Origin of the sequence: Prochlorococcus marinus str. SB (genome assembly GCF_000760115.1) — a bacterium.
Lineage (GTDB): Bacteria > Cyanobacteriota > Cyanobacteriia > PCC-6307 > Cyanobiaceae > Prochlorococcus_A > Prochlorococcus_A marinus_D.
Map to the genome: position 1 here is coordinate 370118 of NZ_JNAS01000001.1, position 19176 is coordinate 389293.

A 19176-nucleotide genomic window follows, 5' to 3' on the forward strand; every position below is an offset into this window, starting at 1 on the left:
ATTAGTTATTAAAACCATTAAATATTTGAAGGGCTTTTTTAATAGAATTTTCAAAAAGAGGGCTTGTACTACCTCTACTACTTCCCAATAATTTACTAACATCGTACTCTGATGTAGAAAAAGAATTTGGAACAACTTGTTCTATTAATTCCATATTAGCCATTCCCCCTGCTTCAAGTCTCATACACTCCACTGATTCACAACCAAGTATTACACAAGTATTATTTTTTTGAACCTCACTAATTTTTGAAATCAGCCTCAATCCAATAACTTGTCCTAAATGAATACTCGGCTTTCCCAAAGATAAAGGATTAATTGATGCAGAAATTATTTCGCCATTAATTCTTTTAAACTCTATTTTTATTGATTCTATATCCCTTTCAACTCTTAGAAATGACCAACCAAGCTTATCGCTAATCCATGAAATCAAAAACAAAGCTTGAATCATATGATCTCCTGCAATATCAATGTCGATATCAGTAATATGATCTAAAATTGGTCTCCTCGAAGGCGGATCAAAAATCATTGCCAATGATTCCCTCCAATTTTTCAATCTAACCCAATTCAAATCATTAATTGCTTTATTTGAGTTATTTAATTGATCTAAAACTTTTAAACATCTTTGAGGCGATCCAAGAGCAGTATCAATTATTAACCTTAGACCATAATTAGTAAAAAATTCGAAAATTTCAGGCGATTCATCCAAGCTTCCATTCCACCACAACCATGAAGGTAATTCATCAATTGATAAACCATCAATTATTTTTAATCCTTTACTAGATATTGATGCCGAGTCCCCCCTAATAACAACTAAATCCCCACATATAGGTTGCATAGCTGGAGCATCACTTAATGGACAGTAAGCTGATACAAAAGTTTTGATATCTGAATTTTTATTTAATGTTGGAGCTAGAGTTATTAATCTTCTTGGATTCAATGTACTTATTGATGATTCAAAAAATTGTCCTCTAAAATCTTCAAAGTCTCTATTAGATAAATTTTTCTTCAACAAATTCAATAATTCTTCACTATCAAGGGAAGTACTGATAGGAAGACCTTGATCTAATATAAATTTTTTAGCAACTTCAATTATCTCTGGACTTAAATTTCCAGTAATTGGTCCATTTACTAATCCTTTTTGAACCAAACATTGTTCTAGCCAAGCCGGCTGCCAGACCATTAATGTAAAAGTATTAGCTCCACTATTATCATTATCTTCTGAAAGCCATAATTTATTAAGGTAATTAGAAATTTCCTGATAAGGAAGCTCTAAAGGGGTTTGGAGTGTTAGTTGAGGTTTCATTTTTATGGTCTGCGCCAGAAAATATTATCTTTTGAAATTAATTGATCAGACTCAGGAGGTCCCCATGTCATAGATTCATAACTATAAATAGGTAACTTCCAAGGAGAATTATCCATCAATTCTATTAATGGCGTATAAAGTTTCCAGGCTGCCTCTACTTCATCACTTCGAGTAAATAGGGTTGGGTCAGAAAGCATTGCATCAGCTAATAATCTTACATAACCTTCATCTGAGGGTTCTCCAAATGATTCATCATAAGAAAATTTCATCTCAACAGGTCTTGATTTCATTCCAGAACCAGGAGATTTTACCTCAAATTTGAAAGTAGCCCCTTCATTTGGCTGTATTCTAAGGATAAGTTGATTTGGGGCAGGATTTATTATTGTTGATTCAAATAAATGAACAGGAACATCTTTAAAAGTCAAGACTATTTCTCCAAGTCTTTTAGGTAGTCTTTTACCTGTTCTCAAATAAAAAGGAACCCCTTGCCAACGCCAGTTATCAACGAAAACTTTTGTCGCAATATAAGTTTCTGTTGTGCTATTACAATTAACACCATCTTCCTGCCTATATCCTTTTAGTCGATTTGAAATATTTCCTCCTTCTCCATATTGACCTCTTATACAACAATTCCACGGTTCATTTTCGTCAGCAAGTTTGGAAGCTTGAAGAACCTTAGCTTTTTCATTTCTTATTGCTTCTGGTTCAAACTTTCCAGGAGGTTCCATAGCAGTAACAGCAAGCATTTGCGTCATATGATTTTGAAGCATATCTCTTAAAGCACCAGAGCTTTCGTAATAACCTGCTCTATCTTCAACACCCACTGTTTCAGATGAAGTAATTTGAACACTTGATATATAATTTCTGTTCCAGATTGGTTCAAAAATAGTGTTAGCAAACCTCAAAACAAGAATGTTCTGAACTGTCTCTTTACCTAAATAATGGTCAATCCTATAAATCTGACTTTCTTCAGCGCAACTTTGGACGATCTTATTCAATTTTTTTGCACTTGAATAATCTCTTCCAAAGGGTTTTTCAATCACTAAACGACTTTTCTTAGGGTCATCTAAAAGGCCAGCTGCTTTTAGAGCTTTACATCCACTTGCATAGAAATTAGGAGATACTGATAAATAAAATGTCCTATTCCCATGAGTAGCTTGTGTTTTATCAATTTCATTTAATCTCTTAGAAAGCCTTAAGACATGATCACTTTGTTGTAGATCAACTGGTTCATAGAAAAGATAATTAGAAAATTGTTCCCACTCCCTTTCTTTACCAGATATTTGATTAGATAGCTTTGCTTTCATCTTTTCTCTAAATTCATTATCAGTCCAAGGTCTTCTAGCACAACCAACTATTCCAAATTCACTAGGAATTCTTCTTTGCAAATAGAGTTCAAATAAGGCTGGTATTAATTTTCTATGAGTAAGGTCTCCACTAGCACCAAAGATTACTAAGCATTGTGGAGATATAACTCTTTCTTGCCGTAAACCTAATCTTAGAGGATTACTTAAAGTTGAAGGCATATTTTTAGTATTCTTTATTTAAAATCCTCTTTTTTTTAAATATTAGCTACTCATTGTGTCTAAACCAAAAAGTATTTAATTGGGGAAACTTAATTCCAAATATAAAATTTTAGTAAGTTTCTACGTGCCATCTTCCTGCTTTTTTAAGTTGAGGTCTTAATTCTGACCAGTTCAAACCTTTTTCTTCTGCTGCCTTAGTCATTGCTTCATCTATTCCAGGTTCCATACCCTTTAATCCACAAAGATATATGTGTGTCTTTTCATCTTCAATCATATTGAAAAGTTCATTGGCTGACTCTAAAACTCTATCTTGGATGTACATTCTTCCTCCCTTTGTATTTTGCTGCTCGCGACTAATTGCTTTTGTATATTTAAAGTTATCTGGATTATCAACAAGGTATCTTTGAAGATCTTCTTCGTATAACAAATTAGCTGATTTTGGAGCACCCATAAATAACCAAGCTTTACCCTTGAAATTCCATTTGTTTTTTTCTTTTTCAGTTGGTTCGAACATTCTTCTTAAATAAGCCCTCATTGGTGCTATTCCAGTTCCAGTGGCTAACATAACAATGTTTGCGTCCTCTTCATCAGGGAGAAGCATTTCTTTACCAACAGGACCTGTTATTTTTACTTTATCTCCAGGCTTAATATCACATAAGTAAGTAGAGCAGACACCATTAATGGTTTCGCCATCTTTTTCATACTGAAGCTGTCTTACACAAAGAGAAACAGTGTTTCCATTAAAGTCATCACCGTGTCTAGTGCTAGCAATTGAGTATAGTCTTAATTTATGAGGTTTTCCATTAGCATCCTCACCAGCAGGCATAATACCAATACTTTGCCCTTCTACATAATTTAAAAACGGATCACTATCTTTAAGGTCGAAAGTTATGTGATTAACTCTACCAATTGCTCCTTCTTTAAGAAGACTATAGTTTTCAATAACTGTTCCCTCATAAGGTGTTTTAGGACGGTAAATATTGACTGGAACATCTGCATGTTTTTTCTTAACTATTTTTGGAGCTTCTGTTTTTGGAGCTTCTGTTTTTGAAACAGCGACCTTTTTAGTTTCCACAGCTTTTGCCTCAGGTTTTTTTGGTTTTGCTTCTTCAACAAATTTTAAAGCTCTTTTATTAAAAGTTGTGAGTATAAAATAAAAAACAGCTATTACTACCGGTATATGAGCTAATCCGCCTGCGATTACTTTTGCTTGTGAATACATTTTTTAGATTTCTTTTATAAAAGATTATCAATTTGTAGTTTAATTTGTAGTGATTTTACAAAAATGGTTACGTTTTGAGATCGGGATAAATAAAAGAAATTATTTTAATTTTTCAGTATTTGTTGTTTTTATCAGTATAGTTACACAGAAATAATTTTTTATCTAATTAAAAAATTCATTTATGAATAATCCTCAAGAATCAGAAGATCATTCTAAGAACAATGATTACAGGACAATTGAGCAGACGATGGAGAAGTTTCCTGGTGGGACAAGACGACTGGCAGCTCAACTTACAACTTCTGCAAGTTTTGATTCTTTGTGGAGTGTTTTAACAGATTATGATCGGCTAAATCACTACATACCAAATCTTTTATCGAGCAAAAAAATATTTCAGAAGGGAAATAATGTTCACCTTAAACAAGTTGGGGCTCAGGATTTCCTTGGCATGAAGTTTTCAGCTGAAGTAACTATAGATTTATTTGAAAATAAGGAACTTGGCCTCTTAAAATTTAATTTAATAAAAGGAGATTTCAGAAAGTTTGAGGGTAGTTGGAAAATTCAAAATATTAAAAACACTTCAAAAAACTCATTAATTTATGATCTTACTGTTCAAGGTTGTCAATGGATGCCAATAGGGATGATAGAGAAAAGACTGAAAAAGGATCTTTCAGAAAATTTAATTGCCGTAGATAGGCGAGCAAAATCATCAAAAAGATCGTTATAAATTTAAATTAATAGCCCCAAGGGGATTCGAACCCCTGTCGCCTCCGTGAAAGGGAGGTGTCCTAGGCCTCTAGACGATGGGGCCAGGAAACTAGCATAACAGCTTATTAAAAACTAAGAGTAAGGCTAGCCTTTCGTCAAGTATTGTTGCTCTTTGTTTTGTCCTTGCCACACAGGAACTGTGAAATGGAAGCAGGAACCTTCCCCTACTTCAGATACGACCCATATTCTTCCTCCATGGACTTGTACTATTCTCCTACATACTGATAACCCTATACCAAATCCTGAAGTACCTTCAGAAGTCTGGGGAAGTCTAACCCTATCTAGAAAAATTCTTTTTTGTTCGCTCAAAGGAATACCTGCACCTTTGTCACAAATTGTTATTTCTACCCATTGATTTGTCTTATGAATCATAGTGATTTTTATAGATCCAGAATCTTTAGAAAATTTAATAGCATTTTCAATTAAATTTAAAAATACTTGCCTCATTCTTCTTTGATCTGCAAATACACTTGGCAGATCAGATGGGATATCAGTATCAATTTCAATATTCCTTAATCTCCAGAATTTTTCTAATTCGAGTATTACTTCAGCACTAATATTACCTAAATCAATTTTCTGAGGATTAAATAATGCTTCCCATTTAGTTGTTCCAACCTCTAAAAGATCCTGAGATAAGAGTTCAATCTCTTCAAGACGTCTTTTAATAACCTCCTGCAATTTTGAAATATCTATTTGTCCGAGTTTTTGACTTTGAACAGCCAAAGTAGCAGCAGTTAAAGGTGTTCTTAATTCATGCGCTACCATTCTTAATAATCTTTCCTGAGATTCTATTCTTTTTGTTAATGTCTCATTTTCTTGTCTTAAAACAAGAAGTTCGTCTTCCAATAGAAATTCTTTTTGAGTTCTTATTGAATCAATTTTGGATGGCTGCAAATTAATACCAAGATTTTTTGTTAAGCCTTCCTGTGACCACCTTGGCAACCATTTTTGCAACTGAGAGAAAATATTACTACCAGCAAATATTTGCTTAGGAGCTGGGGAAACCTTTATAAGAGCAGGAATAGCGACTAATCTATGTAATTCAAGTAATTCTGGCTGTTCTGTGGGTTCAGAGATCTGGAGAGATATCTCAAATTTACAATCATCTGATTCCAAATAAGCTATTAGGGACTTAATATCATTACTAGAAAGTTGATTTCTAGCTGCAACAAGTATTAATTTTAGCTCTTTTTTATCATTCAAAGGAATTCCTCTGAAGTGTTGAAAAGCTGTTAATCCTTACAAACACCTTAAGATATTTTTTTTTATTTTACAGATAAGCTATTAAATAAATAGGACTTTTTTATAAATGGTTGCTATTAATCCAAAGAAAAATTTAAATTTTGGAGAAAACCCACCTGAAATCAATTTAAATAGTAATTTAAAAAGGTGGTTTTCCAGGAATATTGGATTATGGAAGTCTAATAGAACGTATTTTCTCGATGAAGCACAAAAAACTTATAATTTAAGCATGAATATAAATATTCAAGCTCTCGAGAGTAAATCAGAATGGGAGTCTCATTATAAATTTACTTGGTATCCAGAAAAAAAATATAATTTCTTTGACGAAAACCCCCAGTATAAAGAACGAGGAGAAATGCATGCCTTTTTAAAAGGCCATCAACTTAAGAGGGAAAAATTTTATTTAAGTAATAATGAAGGTATTTCAAATATTAAGCAAGTCGACGAACATGAAATGATTTTTGAATCTTCTTACAAAGATTGGTATATCCTTGAACATACAAGACTTGTAGATTCTGATAATTATAGATTTAGGGTTATATACTCATGGAACAAAGATATGCTTAAAATAGTAGAAAATCATCACGAAATTAAAATTATTAAATAAATTCTGTTGGCAGATTTAATTTAAAAAATTAAAAATGTTATCTTTAATAATATGAATCAAAAATAAATCAAATATGAGTTTTAAAATATCGAAAATTTTTGCAATCCCTCTAATTTTTTCATCTTTTTTATTCGATGCAAATAATGAATTTAATAAAGTAAATGCAAATATTAAAAATTCTCCTGCCAATAAAAATGATTTAGATTTATATCATGGTATGGGTGTTTCATTTCTATGTAATGCCACAAGAAAAGGATTTGATTTGGATTTCCCAAAAACATTAAATGTTGCCTCAGCAACGTTCGCATCAGTAGTATCACAAAAACATGGAGGGAAAATAATAGAGAAAAAGAAAGAGCAAAAAGTTGATATGAAACAATTACAATTTATTGCATCTCTGCAATTAGTGGAATCCGCTCTTCAAGTGTGTCCAAATAATGTCCCTGAAAAGATCGAAAAACAGTTTAAGATTGAAACTGAGAGACTCAAGAAATTACAAGGATTGTAAAAAAATAATTTCTTTTATCTAAACATAGAACTAACAGAACTTTCTTCGTGAATTCTCCAAATAGCTTCCCCCAACATATTTGCGACTGAAAGAACTTTTAACTGTGGAAAATTATCTTTATGTATAACTGGTATGCTGTTAGTAACAATAACTTGTTCGAAAAGATTTTTAGAACTTAATCTTTCATAAGAAGGAGGAGAAAATACGGCATGTGAGGCACATGCAAATATTCTATTAGCTCCTTCTTTTTTTAATAAATTTGCTCCAGAACAAATTGTACCTCCAGTGTCTATCATGTCGTCTATAAGAATAGCCGTTTTACCTCTGACTTCACCGATAACTGTGAGACTTTCAGCGGTATTATGCGCAGATCTCCTTTTATCAATGATAGCTAACGGCGCATCCTTCATTAATTTCGCGAATGCTCTTGCTCTCGCCACACCGCCCACATCAGGAGAAACTACAACTATTTCTTCTAGATTTAAAGTTTCTAGATAATCAATTAATACAGGTGAACCGTAAATATGATCGCATGGTATATCAAAGTAGCCTTGTATTTGAGCCGAGTGTAAGTCCATCGCTAAAACTCTATCAACTCCTGATTTCTCTAGTAAATTGGCAGTTAATTTGGCAGTTATTGACTCTCTTCCTGAGGTCTTCCTATCTGCCCTTGCATATCCAAAATACGGAATTACGGCCGTTATTTGTCTTGCAGAAGCTCTCTTGCATGCATCAACCATAATCATAAGCTCCATTAAACTATCGTTTACAGGAGCGCATGTAGGTTGTATGAGGAATACATCACACCCTCTAATAGATTGCTGAATCTGAACATAAAGTTCTCCATCTGCAAATCTTTTAGATATTAAAGGTACATTTTCAATCCCTAAGTATGATGCAATTTCTTCAGCTAATTTAGGGTTTGTTGTCCCACTTACTAACCTTAATCTACTATTAGTTAGATTAAAGTTGGATTCTTTACTCTGCATTGCCGTGATAAAACTTGTCACGAAATTTGCACCATAAAACTATATTATTATCGTAGTCGTTTATGCGAATTTCGCAAAAGATAATGACTAGATGTTTTCAAAAATCACCTCAATTAAGCAAAAATTGTTGATTAAAATTTATAATTTATATTTATCCAGACTTAAAAACCAGCAATGATATTTGTCAATTAAAAAAAATTTGTATAAGGTTGAATTTAGAGAATTAAAAACACGTTAAGTGTAAAGAATCAAAATATTTTGAAAACATGCCTATAGATTCAATTATTGCAAGAAAATCATTAGGCTTACTTATGCATCCAACATGTATTCCTGGAGGAAGAGTATGTGGAACTTTTGGGAGAGGAGCTAAAGAATGGATAAAAAAACTTCATAAGTATGGAATTGAATACTGGCAATTTTTACCTCTCACGCCTACTGATTCTACAGGTTCTCCATATAGTTCCCCTTCTAGTTTTGCACTAAACCCATGGTTTTTGGATATAGAAGATTTAATCGAAAAAGGTTTTATATTTATTTCAAATAAAGATAATCTAGGTCCAATAACTCAGAATAAGGATCATTTTGATTTTGATATTGCAGATGATTTAACAAAAAAATTAGGTCTCCTCCTTTTGCAAGGTTGGAGTTCTCAATCTGAAGAGAGAAAAATTAATTTTAACAAATGGGTCAGTAGGCATTCTTGGGTTGAAGATTATGCGACATTTGTTGTTATCAGAGAGGAATTTAATATGTTGCCTTGGTGGGAATGGCCTCAAGAATTTAAAATAAAAAATAAAAAGTTCTTAAAATCGTGGATTAAGAAAAAAAGTGAAGAGATACTTATTAAAAAATTAATACAGTGGCACCTTGATGAGCAATGGAGCGTCATAAAAAACTTTGCAAAATCAAAAAATATTAAGCTAATTGGAGATTTGCCTTTTTATGTTTCCAGAGACAGCGCCGATGTATGGAGTAATAAATCATTATTTTCAATTTTTAAAAATGGAGATTTAATCTTTCAAAGTGGTGTTCCACCTGATTATTTTTCATCAACAGGACAATTATGGGGTACCCCAACTTACTTTTGGTCAAAGCATAAAAGGACTAATTTCAATTGGTGGAGAAAAAGATTTCAAAGACAATTTGAACTTGTGGACATATTGAGATTTGATCATTTCAGGGGTTTAGCGGGTTACTGGAGAGTTAATGGCAGTTCTAAAACGGCAATTATTGGAAAATGGATAAATTCCCCAGGTAAAACACTATTAAATAAAGTAAAAAAGGATCTAGGGGGTAACTATCTACCAATTATTGCAGAGGATCTGGGAGTAATAACCCCAGATGTAGAGAAATTAAGGAAAAACTTCGAACTGCCTGGCATGAAAATATTACAATTCGCTTTTGATGGCAATGAAGATAATCCTTATTTACCTAAGAATATTGAAGGAGAAAATTGGGTTGTTTATACAGGTACTCACGACAACTCTACTTCTGTTTCATGGTGGGAATATTTAGATTATGAATCCAAAAAAAGAATAAAAGATGAGTATAAGTTTTCTGAAAATCCTTCTTGGGATTTAATAGAAATTGGCATGAAAACGAATGCTAATCTCTTTATCGCTCCATTACAGGATCTATTATCTCTAGATGATTCAAGTAGATTAAACAAACCTGGCACCACAAAAAATAACTGGAAATGGAAGTTAAATCGTCCTTTAGAAGAAATAGAAAATAATGTAAAAATGTTTAGTGAGTTAGGGAATAATTTTGGAAGAACTCTAAAGTAGAATTTATTAAAAATTATTTATCAACCATTTGATTTTCAATATTTTGAATCTCTATAACATTCACATTTAAAATAAAATATCTTTTTAATATAAATATAGTTAGAACTAATATAAAAAAATACAAAAGACTTCCTTGCCATGTATTGATAAGATCAAATTTCTTGAACAGAAAAAACTTCCCCTCTTTCTTTAAAATTTTTCTTTCTTTAACTGCTAACTTTAAAAGGGTATTTTTTTTTAATACTAAGCATTCCTCTAATTTAATTAATATAGATCGTATAAAAGGATACTCTGGCCTAATATTTTTATTATTATTTTCAATAGAGTCTATTATTCGTTCAGAAATTTTTGAAATGTAAGACAATTCTTTGATTGTAAGGTTTTGTTCTATTCTTGCTTCTTTTACTAACTTTGCAATTTCAATATATTGGTCAACCAATCCAGAATTCAAGTCTTTATTTTTTTCAGATTTTTTCTTATGTATAAAGAGATTTTTCAAAATATTCATTTAATTTCCAAAAATAAATAATCCTTTTACTTCTCATTTCTTAAACAATACATCCAATTCTAATCGAATTAAAATCATAAGTAAGTTAATTAGATATAAATATAAAAACTAAACTGTAGAAATAATATTCTGTACTGCACTTTTTGCAATATTAAGAGGGCTAAAAGTATCTCTAATTAAAGCTAAGAGTTTTTTTGCATCAGTAAATTCTAATTTTTCATCTTTTATAAGACTTAAAAGAAGATTTTTCCTAACTTCGGATCCTTTTTTACTTACAAATAATTTCAATCCAGCGTTCGCAACTGGTATGAGATCTGAATTAATATTCTCTGAATCTTTAAATAAAATGTTTAATAAACTTTCAACTTTTTCTATTTGGATTTGACCTTTTTTATCAAAAACCACTTCTAAAAGTATGTCTAAAATCTCTTCAGAATTATCAGTCAGTAGTTTTTTAGCAATATATGGATAAGCTATTTTTAAAATTTTAAATTCAGGATCTAACCTTAGGGCTAAACCTTCTTGACTAACAACAGCTCTTATTATTAAGGCAAACCTACTGGGAACTCTGAAAGGATAGGAATACATTAGTTTTGAGAATTTGTCAGTTACATTTTTAAGATTAAAGTTACCAACCTCAGCGCCAAAAGATCCTCCTAGAACTTCTTTTAATGGTTCAACAAGTTTTTGAAGATCTTGTTCTTTGGTTAAAAAACCTAATTTCTGGAAATCTTCTGCGAGAAGATAATATTCTTCGTTAATTATGTGAACAATTGCCTTAATAAGAGTAAGTCTATCTGAATTTGTAATAGTATCCATCATTCCGAAATCAACATAAGCTAAATTCCCACAATCGGCATTTCCTCCTCTGAGAGCGAACATATTTCCTGGATGTGGGTCCGCATGAAAATATCCAAATTCAAATAATTGCTGCAGCCCACTAATGACACATGTTTTTATAAACGAAGCAGGTATTAAGTTATTTTCCTCTAGTAAAGCTCTATCTCTCAACTTAACTCCATCAATCCAAGAAGTTGTGATTATCCTCTTGGATGAAAACTGTTTTTCTAATTTAGGAATAAAAATATTTGGGTTTTCTTTGAATAAATTTGCAAACCTCAAAGCATTTTCAGCCTCTTTTAAATAGTCAATTTCATCAAAAAGTGCCCTACCGAATTCATCAATTATTTCTCCAATTCCAACCCCTATATTTAATGGTAAGAGTGGGGATAAAAAAGTTCCTAAAAACCTCAAGATTACAACATCCCTTCTTATGAGAAAGTATAAATTTGGCCGCTGTACTTTCACAGCCAGATAAGAATTATTTATTTTTGCTTTATAAACTTGACCTAAGCTTGCTGAAGCAATAGGACTATCTGGAAACTCTTCAAATAATTCATCAGCAGGTGCTCCGAGTTCCTCTTCAATGATTTTTAAAGCAATTTTATGATCAAATGCTGGGAGATTGTCTTGCAATTTTGTAAGTTCTGTAAGCCAATCTTGTCTAACAAGATCTGGTCTGGTTGAGAATGCTTGGCCTAATTTGATAAAACAAGGGCCTAAATCCGTTATCACATCAAAAAGATACTTAGAGAGATTTTTTTGTACATTTTTATTTTTACTGTTACCTTGAAAAAGTATTCTTAAAAAAAGAAAAATAAAAGTTAAAAGGATATATAAAACTCTTGGGATAAAAATCCATGGTCTCAAAATCAACCAAATTAAGTCATCTTTTGCCGAATATTTCGAATAAGATCCTTTCATTAAAGTTAAAAAATATCAAAAAAGATTACTACGTAGTCCATTCTATATATGTCAATAATACTTTATGAGCATTTCATCTTTTTTAACTAAAAAGTTTTTAAAATCTTTATTCTTTCCCTCTCATAACAGAGGGGCAGCTTTACCGAAGAAATTAGTGAAGCTTTTAAAATATCCACCTGGTTATTGGGACCTGCCCGAACTTCCAGAAATAGGCTCCCCACTATCCCAAAGCGGATTAGTTGCTAATTCTCAAAGAGAATTTTCTGACAAATTTGGAGCTAAAGGATGTTTTTTTGGAGTTAATGGAGCCTCCGGATTAATACAATCAGCAGTAATTGCTATGGCAAATCCAGGCGAAAATATCCTGATGCCTAGAAATGTCCATATAAGTGTTATAAAAATCTGTGCGATGCAGAATATAAATCCAATATTTTTTGACCTAGAAATTTCAACCGTAACGGGGCATTACAAACCAATTACAAAAATTTGGTTGGAAAATGTATTTAAAAAATTAAATTTTGATGAGAATAAAATTGCAGGGGTTATTCTTATAAATCCCACTTATCATGGTTATACCGGAGATTTAGAGCCTTTAATAGATTGTTGTCATCAAAAGAATTTACCTGTTTTAGTTGATGAAGCCCATGGTTCATATTTCCTTTTTTGTAAAAACCTTAATTTGCCAAAACCGGCCTTATCATCAAATGCTGATTTAGTCGTTAATTCATTGCATAAGTCGCTCAATGGATTAACTCAAACGGCGGTACTTTGGTACAAAGGGAATCTAATAAATGAAGGTAATTTAATCAAAAGTATTAATTTACTGCAAACTACCAGTCCAAGTTCTTTATTACTTTCTTCTTGTGAAGAGTCTATTAGGGACTGGCTTAACAAAAAAAGTTTATCAAAATATCAAAAAAGAATTTTAGAGGCAAAAAGTATTTATAAAAAATTAATTCAAAAAAATATTCCTCTCATAGAAACTCAAGACCCCTTAAAAATTGTAGTAAATACCTCTAAGGCAGGGATTGACGGTTTTAGTGCTGATAATTTTTTTTATAGAAATGGCCTTATTGCCGAATTGCCAGAAATGATGACTCTCACTTTTTGCTTGGGATTTGGAAATCAAAAAGATTTTCTTTATTTATTTGAAAAGTTATGGAAAAAATTACTATTAAATTCCAAAAAATCAAAAAGTTTAGAAGTGCTCAAATCGCCCTTTAAATTAGTTCAAGCTCCCGAAATCGAAATTGGAATTGCTTGGAGAAGTAGGACTCGAAGTATTTCTTTCTCACAATCATTAAATAAAATATCTGGGGATATTATTTGCCCTTATCCTCCTGGGATACCTTTACTAATTCCTGGCGAAAAAATTGATATAGATAGGTTTAATTGGATAAATAATCAAAGTTTATGCAACAAAGATCTGGTAAATTTTAATATAAGAGTCTTAGAAACATAGCAATTTCATATGAGATTAAGAAGTGGATTACTTATAGGAATTTTTGGTTTAATTGTTGTTTTGTTGGGTGGATGGTTTTTTACATTAGCAACTGCTTTGCTTACATATCTAGCATTATTAGAATTTTTTAGAATGGCAGAATTCAAAGGTATAAGACCAGCTACAAAAACCACATTATTTTCAACCTTTATTATTATAGTTTCTACTTATCTTGAGACCATTGGTTTGCTTGAAGGCGAAATTTCAAATTCAATTTTGCCAATCTGTTCAGTTGGGATATGCACTTGGTTACTTTTACAACCCAAACCTGGGACAATTTCAGATATTGCAGCCTCTATTTTTGGATTATTCTATTTAGGTTTTTTACCTAGTTACTGGATAAAGTTAAGAGGATTAGATTCAGTGATAATAAATTCAAATCAGGGTTTTATGTCGTTTGAGAACTTATCAAATACTACTGGTCTTCATTTAACTTTAACTTCTTGTTTTTTAATTGTAGCTAGTGATATTGGCTCTTATTTCATTGGGAAGTCATTTGGTAAAACATCTCTATCTCCAATATCTCCGAGCAAAACTATAGAAGGTTTAATTGGAGGAATATCCTGTTCAACTTTGCTAGCAATATTTTTCGCATTTTTAATGAATTGGGAAAATCCATTATTTATTGGAATAATATATGGTATTTCAATTTCTCTTATGGCATTAGTTGGAGATTTAATTGAATCTATGATGAAAAGAGATGCAAAAATAAAAGATTCCGGAACTTTTTTACCGGGACATGGAGGAATTCTTGACAGAATTGACAGTTACATCTTTATTCCATCAGTTTTGTATTACATTTTTATACTTCTAAAGTATCTAAATTAATTAAAAAATCTTTTATTCCAAAAAATAATCTTGGATAATTTTACTAGATAATGATGGTAGATCAATATGTGGAAGATGACCACAATTTTGTAACCCCACAAAATTTAATTTTTCAATACTTCTTATATTTTTAATCTCTTTTTTTCCAAGAATTCGATCATTCTCTCCACATAATGTTTTAATTGGGATATTTTGGATATATTTTTGAGTGCCTGCAAACCCACCACTTTTCGCAAATGATGCAAGTGAATTCCTCCATCCTTTACAACCTAGATGAATTGAAGCAATTTGCTCTTCCATCTCACCAACACATTCATCTGGAAAAGCAAATGCTTGCCTACAAAGACTTTTTCTGACCTGAGGCAATCCAAGAAATGAGGCGCCAATTTGGTTAAGAGGAAAAGGGATAGTCTTAGGTTCTCCAAACAAGCCGGCAGGGGACAAAAGAATAATTTTATCAATAGAATCAGGAATTTGGAAGGCAAGTTTTAAAGCTATTGAGCCTCCCATAGAGGCACCAATAATATTTAAATTCTTTGTTATCTTAAAGGTCTTAAGGAGATCAGTTAAATGTAAAATAATTTTCGAGGAATTGTATTCATTTGTTGCGCACCTGGGACTAAAACCAAAACCGAGCAGATCAGGAATAATAATTTGAAAATTTCTTTTTAGTGATTTATATATTCTCCTGAATTCTAAAAAACTACTATCAAAGCCATGTAAAAGAAGTATGGGTGGACCTTTCCCTCCCATAACTACTGGAAATTTTAAAGAATTCCATTTTTGGTTAAGTTTTATCCACTTAACATCGTTTGCCAAATAAAGACCTAAAGGATCTAATAGTGACAATTTGGCACTTTCAAAAAATTCTGCATTTAAATCACTTAATTGTTCAAAATTGTTTTTAGTCAAAAAAGTTTATGTTTTAATTTTTTGTTCTTCAAAATTTGAAATGACCTCTGTTATATCCCGTTTATTAATTTCAAAAGGCAAAAAGTGAATCTCAGATTTATCTCGACAAGTAAATTCTACAATTTTCTCTAAATTATTATTTTCAAAAACATTTATTCCAAGTTGTCCGATAGTAGTTGGTAAATTCAATTCTTTCATGAGAACAAATAATTGTTTAATTGATTGATCAGCTAATTTATTATTATTTTTCATTTCTTCTAATCTTAATTGCAATAATAATCCAACCCCAACAATCTCACCATGTAAGAATTTATTAGGGGTGATTATCTGAGTAATTGCATTATGAATAGCATGTGCTGCAGCAGTCCTACATTTTTCTCCTCCAATACCACCAACTAATCCTGCTGTCAGTCCACATGCTTCTATAGTATTTTGCCAAGAAGGATAATTGTCAAATTGTCCCTTAAACGCTTTTTCTCCATCTATTAATAGTTGATCTCTTAAAACTCTTGATATCTGAATTGCTTGTTGTACAAGACCATCATCTATCGTTGAACTTGTTATTGAGGATTCGTACCATTTTGCTAAGGCATCTGCTATGCCACTTGCAAGAGTTCTTGATGGAGCTGTTTGAATAAATTTATGATCATAAACTAGTATTTTCGGACAAGATCTTAATTCGACATCCTTGATGAATTGACCATCCTTTGTATATATATTTGATAAGGCTGTCCAACCTGCACATGTAGAAGCACTAAGGGGGACTGTAATACAAGGGATATTAAGAGACTCGGCTATATATTTTCCAGAATCTAGAACTTTGCCACCTCCAGCTGCGATAACAGAATCATTATTATTGTTCGAAATAATATTCTTAACTCTTGAAATATCTTCGTAACAACAATCAAATTGCAAATTAGCAGAATTAACATTAAGGTTTTGATTTTTTAAATCATTAAATATATTATTTCTCAAATTATTCGTTTTAATCCCTCTACCTAGAATTAATGGACTTTTAGTTAATTTAGTAATTTGAGGTAAAGATTCTTCCCAAGCAGAATTTCCCCTGTATATGGTTTCTGGAGAGATTGACTGCATATTTATTTTGAATGATTAGAAGTTAGCACCTGCTAACTCTTGAGAAGATTCTTCAGAAGAAATATTTATTGTAACTTTTTTATTATCATCTATATCAACTAAAGCATTATCTCCATCTTTTATTCTCCCAGATAGAACTTCTTCAGCCAAACTATCTTCGAGTAAACGCATAACTGCCCTTCTCAATGGTCTTGCTCCGTAAGAAGGATTATAACCTTCTTCAACAAGTCTTTCTTTGAAAGCATCAGTTACATTTAATTTAATGCCTTTATCTTGTAATCGGACAAAAACTTCTTGCAGCATTATTTCAGCAATTTCTTTAACTTCATTTTTAGTTAATTGTCTGAATACAATTATTTCATCAAGTCTATTTAAAAATTCAGGCCTAAAGTATTGCTTAAGTTCTTCATTAACTAGTGATTTAATTCTATTATATTGGCTATCTTCAACTGAATCACCTGAGAATTCGAATCCTAATCCGCCGCCTCCTTTCTCAATAACTTTTGAACCGATATTAGAGGTCATTATTAATAATGTATTTTTAAAATCTACAGTCCTACCTTTGGAGTCAGTTAATCTCCCGTCTTCAAGTAGTTGCAATAATAAGTTAAAAACATCTGGATGCGCCTTTTCAACTTCATCAAATAAAACGACTGTGTAGGGACGTCTTCTAACCGATTCTGTAAGCTGACCACCTTCATTAAAACCAACATATCCAGGAGGCGAGCCGATGAGTTTACTAACTGTATGTCTTTCCATAAATTCTGACATATCTAATCTAATCATTGCTTCTTCACTACCGAAGAAATATGAAGCTAATGATTTAGTCAATTCAGTTTTACCGACACCAGTAGGACCAGAGAAGATAAAACTTGCGATGGGTCTATTAGGATTTTTTAATCCAACTCTTGCTCTTCTTATGGCTCTTGAGACGGCTTTTACAGCTTCATCTTGTCCAATTAGCCTTTGGTGAAGTGTTTCCTCCATATTAAGGAGCTTGACTGATTCAGTTTCTGTTAATTTTTGAACAGGGACTCCTGTCCATGAAGCCACAATGTGTGCTACATCCTCTTCACTAACAAGAGGACTTTGTAAAAATTTTAAATCACTTTTTACAGGATTATCAGCATCAGATTGATCTTCAACTGTAGATTCTTTTTTATTATCCAAAACCTCTTTAATTTTTGCGGACAATTCCATCTCTTTTTCACGTAATTGGCCAGCTTGATCGAAATTTTGGTTTCTTACAGATTCTTCCTTCTGTTTCTGGACTTGTCTTAGTTCTCTATCTAGCTGTTTTGCTTCAGGCGGAAGTTTAGAGTTTATTAAACGCACTCTACTTCCAGCCTCGTCGATCAGGTCAATAGCCTTATCAGGTAAAAATCTGTCAGAAATATAACGATCTCCTAAGTGAGCGGCTGCCTCTAGGGCTTCATCAGTAATTTTAAGACGATGATGTTGTTCGTAACGCTCTCTAAGACCTTTTAAAATTTCGATTGTATCTTCTATTGATGGCTCTCCTACCATTACAGGCTGGAATCTTCTTTCTAAGGCAGCATCTCTTTCAATATGTTTTCTATATTCATCTAGGGTGGTTGCTCCAATACATTGAAGTTCCCCTCTAGCTAATGCTGGCTTAAGAATATTTGCTGCATCTATAGCTCCTTCAGCAGCTCCAGCACCAATTAAAGTATGCACTTCATCAATGACAAGAATGACGTTACCTGCTGATTTAATTTCCTCCATTATTTTTTTTAACCTTTCTTCAAATTCACCTCTATATTTTGTTCCTGCTACCAAAAGACCTATATCAAGAGTCAAAACTCTTTTATCTTCAAGTATGTCTGGGATATCCCCAGTTTGTATTCTTTGAGCTAAACCCTCAGCGATAGCTGTTTTACCTACACCTGGCTCCCCAATAAGAACAGGATTATTTTTTGTCCTTCTACCTAGTATTTGAACTACTCTATCTATTTCTGAATGGCGTCCAACGACTGGATCTAATTTTGATTCACTTGCTAATTTTGTTAAATTTGTTCCGAATTCATCAAGAGTAGCGGTTTTTAAGTTACCCTTAGTTGTACTAGAACCTGTGCCTACTTCGGCTGTTTCACCTAGCATCCTAATGACTTGAGTTCTAACTTTTGTAAGGTCAATATTAAGATTTTCAAGAACTCTTGCAGCAACACCTTCACCTTCTCTTATTAAACCTAATAAAAGATGTTCTGTACCAATGTAATTATGACCTAATTGACGAGCCTCTTCGAGGGATAATTCCAAAACTCTTTTAGCTCTAGGGGTAAAAGGTATCTCTACCGCAACAAACCCTGAACCTCTACCTATTATCTTTTCTACCTCTATCCTTGAATCTTTTAAGTTAACTCCAAGTGATTTGAGAACTTTCGCTGCAACTCCAGTTCCTTCTCCGATTAACCCCAAAAGAATTTGTTCAGTTCCAACGAAATTATGACCGAGTCTTCTAGCTTCCTCTTGAGCAAGCATAATGACTTTAATAGCCTTTTCTGTAAATCTTTCAAACATTAGAAGATTAAGTTTCCTATTAATAACCTACCAGTAATATGTCAATTTTGTGTTCAGAATGAGCTTTTGTGAATA

The 19176-nt window shown here is 32.3% G+C and carries 16 protein-coding genes and 1 tRNA gene; 6 read left to right on the forward strand and 11 right to left on the reverse strand.

Going from position 1 to position 19176, the window contains the following annotated elements:
* Position 1: 1 nt before the first annotated feature.
* The 3 genes from EV02_RS06435 to EV02_RS06425 all read right to left on the reverse strand — a co-directional run bounded on the left by EV02_RS06435 (position 2) and on the right by EV02_RS06425 (position 4051).
* On the reverse strand, positions 2-1303 hold the full coding sequence (locus EV02_RS06435; protein WP_032519103.1) for a glucose-6-phosphate dehydrogenase assembly protein OpcA: 1302 nt from the start codon (positions 1301-1303) through the stop codon (positions 2-4).
* Positions 1304-1305: 2 nt separating this feature from the next.
* The gene (gene zwf, locus EV02_RS06430) at positions 1306-2829 is read right to left on the reverse strand and encodes a glucose-6-phosphate dehydrogenase (RefSeq protein ID WP_032519105.1); all 1524 of its coding nucleotides are present in this window, start codon (positions 2827-2829) and stop codon (positions 1306-1308) included.
* Between the two features lie 109 nt (positions 2830-2938).
* Positions 2939-4051 (reverse strand): FAD-binding oxidoreductase, encoded by a 1113-nt coding sequence (locus EV02_RS06425; RefSeq protein WP_032519107.1) that lies wholly within the window; start codon positions 4049-4051, stop codon positions 2939-2941.
* A gap of 181 nt (positions 4052-4232) precedes the next feature.
* Between EV02_RS06425 and EV02_RS06420 the strand changes: the two genes are divergently transcribed.
* Positions 4233-4775, forward strand: coding sequence for an SRPBCC family protein (locus EV02_RS06420; RefSeq protein ID WP_032519109.1), 543 nt, complete (start codon positions 4233-4235; stop codon positions 4773-4775).
* An 11-nt stretch (positions 4776-4786) separates the two neighbouring features.
* Here EV02_RS06420 and EV02_RS06415 read toward each other — a convergent pair.
* Together EV02_RS06415 and EV02_RS06410 are read right to left on the reverse strand one after the other, a co-directional pair.
* Positions 4787-4859 (reverse strand) — tRNA-Glu (locus EV02_RS06415).
* 41 nt (positions 4860-4900) lie between these two features.
* Positions 4901-6019, reverse strand: coding sequence for a histidine kinase (locus EV02_RS06410; RefSeq protein WP_032519110.1), 1119 nt, complete (start codon positions 6017-6019; stop codon positions 4901-4903).
* Positions 6020-6125: 106 nt separating this feature from the next.
* Here EV02_RS06410 and EV02_RS06405 point away from each other — a divergent pair, with 106 nt between their 5' ends.
* Together EV02_RS06405 and EV02_RS06400 are read left to right on the forward strand one after the other, a co-directional pair.
* Positions 6126-6665 (forward strand): hypothetical protein, encoded by a 540-nt coding sequence (locus EV02_RS06405; protein ID WP_032519111.1) that lies wholly within the window; start codon positions 6126-6128, stop codon positions 6663-6665.
* Between the two features lie 73 nt (positions 6666-6738).
* On the forward strand, positions 6739-7173 hold the full coding sequence (locus tag EV02_RS06400) for a hypothetical protein (RefSeq protein WP_032519112.1): 435 nt from the start codon (positions 6739-6741) through the stop codon (positions 7171-7173).
* Between the two features lie 14 nt (positions 7174-7187).
* On the opposite strand, the gene EV02_RS06395 is transcribed toward EV02_RS06400, so the two are convergent.
* Positions 7188-8183 (reverse strand): ribose-phosphate pyrophosphokinase, encoded by a 996-nt coding sequence (locus EV02_RS06395; protein ID WP_032519113.1) that lies wholly within the window; start codon positions 8181-8183, stop codon positions 7188-7190.
* Positions 8184-8428: 245 nt separating this feature from the next.
* Here EV02_RS06395 and malQ point away from each other — a divergent pair, with 245 nt between their 5' ends.
* A complete protein-coding gene (gene malQ, locus EV02_RS06390; protein WP_032519115.1) occupies positions 8429-9949 on the forward strand; it encodes a 4-alpha-glucanotransferase in 1521 nt (506 codons plus the stop codon).
* 13 nt (positions 9950-9962) lie between these two features.
* Here the strand turns inward: malQ and EV02_RS06385 are convergent, their stop codons facing one another.
* Complete coding sequence (locus tag EV02_RS06385) at positions 9963-10457, reverse strand: helix-turn-helix domain-containing protein (protein WP_032519118.1); 495 nt, start codon at positions 10455-10457, stop codon at positions 9963-9965.
* A 108-nt stretch (positions 10458-10565) separates the two neighbouring features.
* Complete coding sequence (locus EV02_RS06380) at positions 10566-12221, reverse strand: ABC1 kinase family protein (RefSeq protein WP_032519120.1); 1656 nt, start codon at positions 12219-12221, stop codon at positions 10566-10568.
* 64 nt (positions 12222-12285) lie between these two features.
* On the opposite strand from EV02_RS06380, the gene EV02_RS06375 reads away from it, so the two are divergent.
* Positions 12286-13683 carry an aminotransferase class I/II-fold pyridoxal phosphate-dependent enzyme gene (locus EV02_RS06375; protein WP_032519122.1) on the forward strand — a complete coding sequence of 466 codons (1398 nt, stop codon included), beginning with the start codon at positions 12286-12288 and terminating at the stop codon, positions 13681-13683.
* 9 nt (positions 13684-13692) lie between these two features.
* On the forward strand, positions 13693-14550 hold the full coding sequence (locus EV02_RS06370; protein ID WP_032519123.1) for a phosphatidate cytidylyltransferase: 858 nt from the start codon (positions 13693-13695) through the stop codon (positions 14548-14550).
* A gap of 12 nt (positions 14551-14562) precedes the next feature.
* Here EV02_RS06370 and EV02_RS06365 read toward each other — a convergent pair whose 3' ends face one another.
* The 3 genes from EV02_RS06365 to EV02_RS06355 are packed head-to-tail and all read right to left on the reverse strand — an operon-like array spanning position 14563 to position 19101.
* Entirely contained in the window at positions 14563-15462 is a 900-nt protein-coding gene (locus EV02_RS06365; protein WP_032519124.1) for an alpha/beta fold hydrolase, read from the reverse strand.
* A gap of 6 nt (positions 15463-15468) precedes the next feature.
* A complete protein-coding gene (locus EV02_RS06360) occupies positions 15469-16560 on the reverse strand; it encodes an iron-containing alcohol dehydrogenase (RefSeq protein ID WP_032519125.1) in 1092 nt (363 codons plus the stop codon).
* Between the two features lie 15 nt (positions 16561-16575).
* Positions 16576-19101 carry an ATP-dependent Clp protease ATP-binding subunit gene (locus tag EV02_RS06355; protein ID WP_032519126.1) on the reverse strand — a complete coding sequence of 842 codons (2526 nt, stop codon included), beginning with the start codon at positions 19099-19101 and terminating at the stop codon, positions 16576-16578.
* Positions 19102-19176 lie beyond the last annotated feature (75 nt).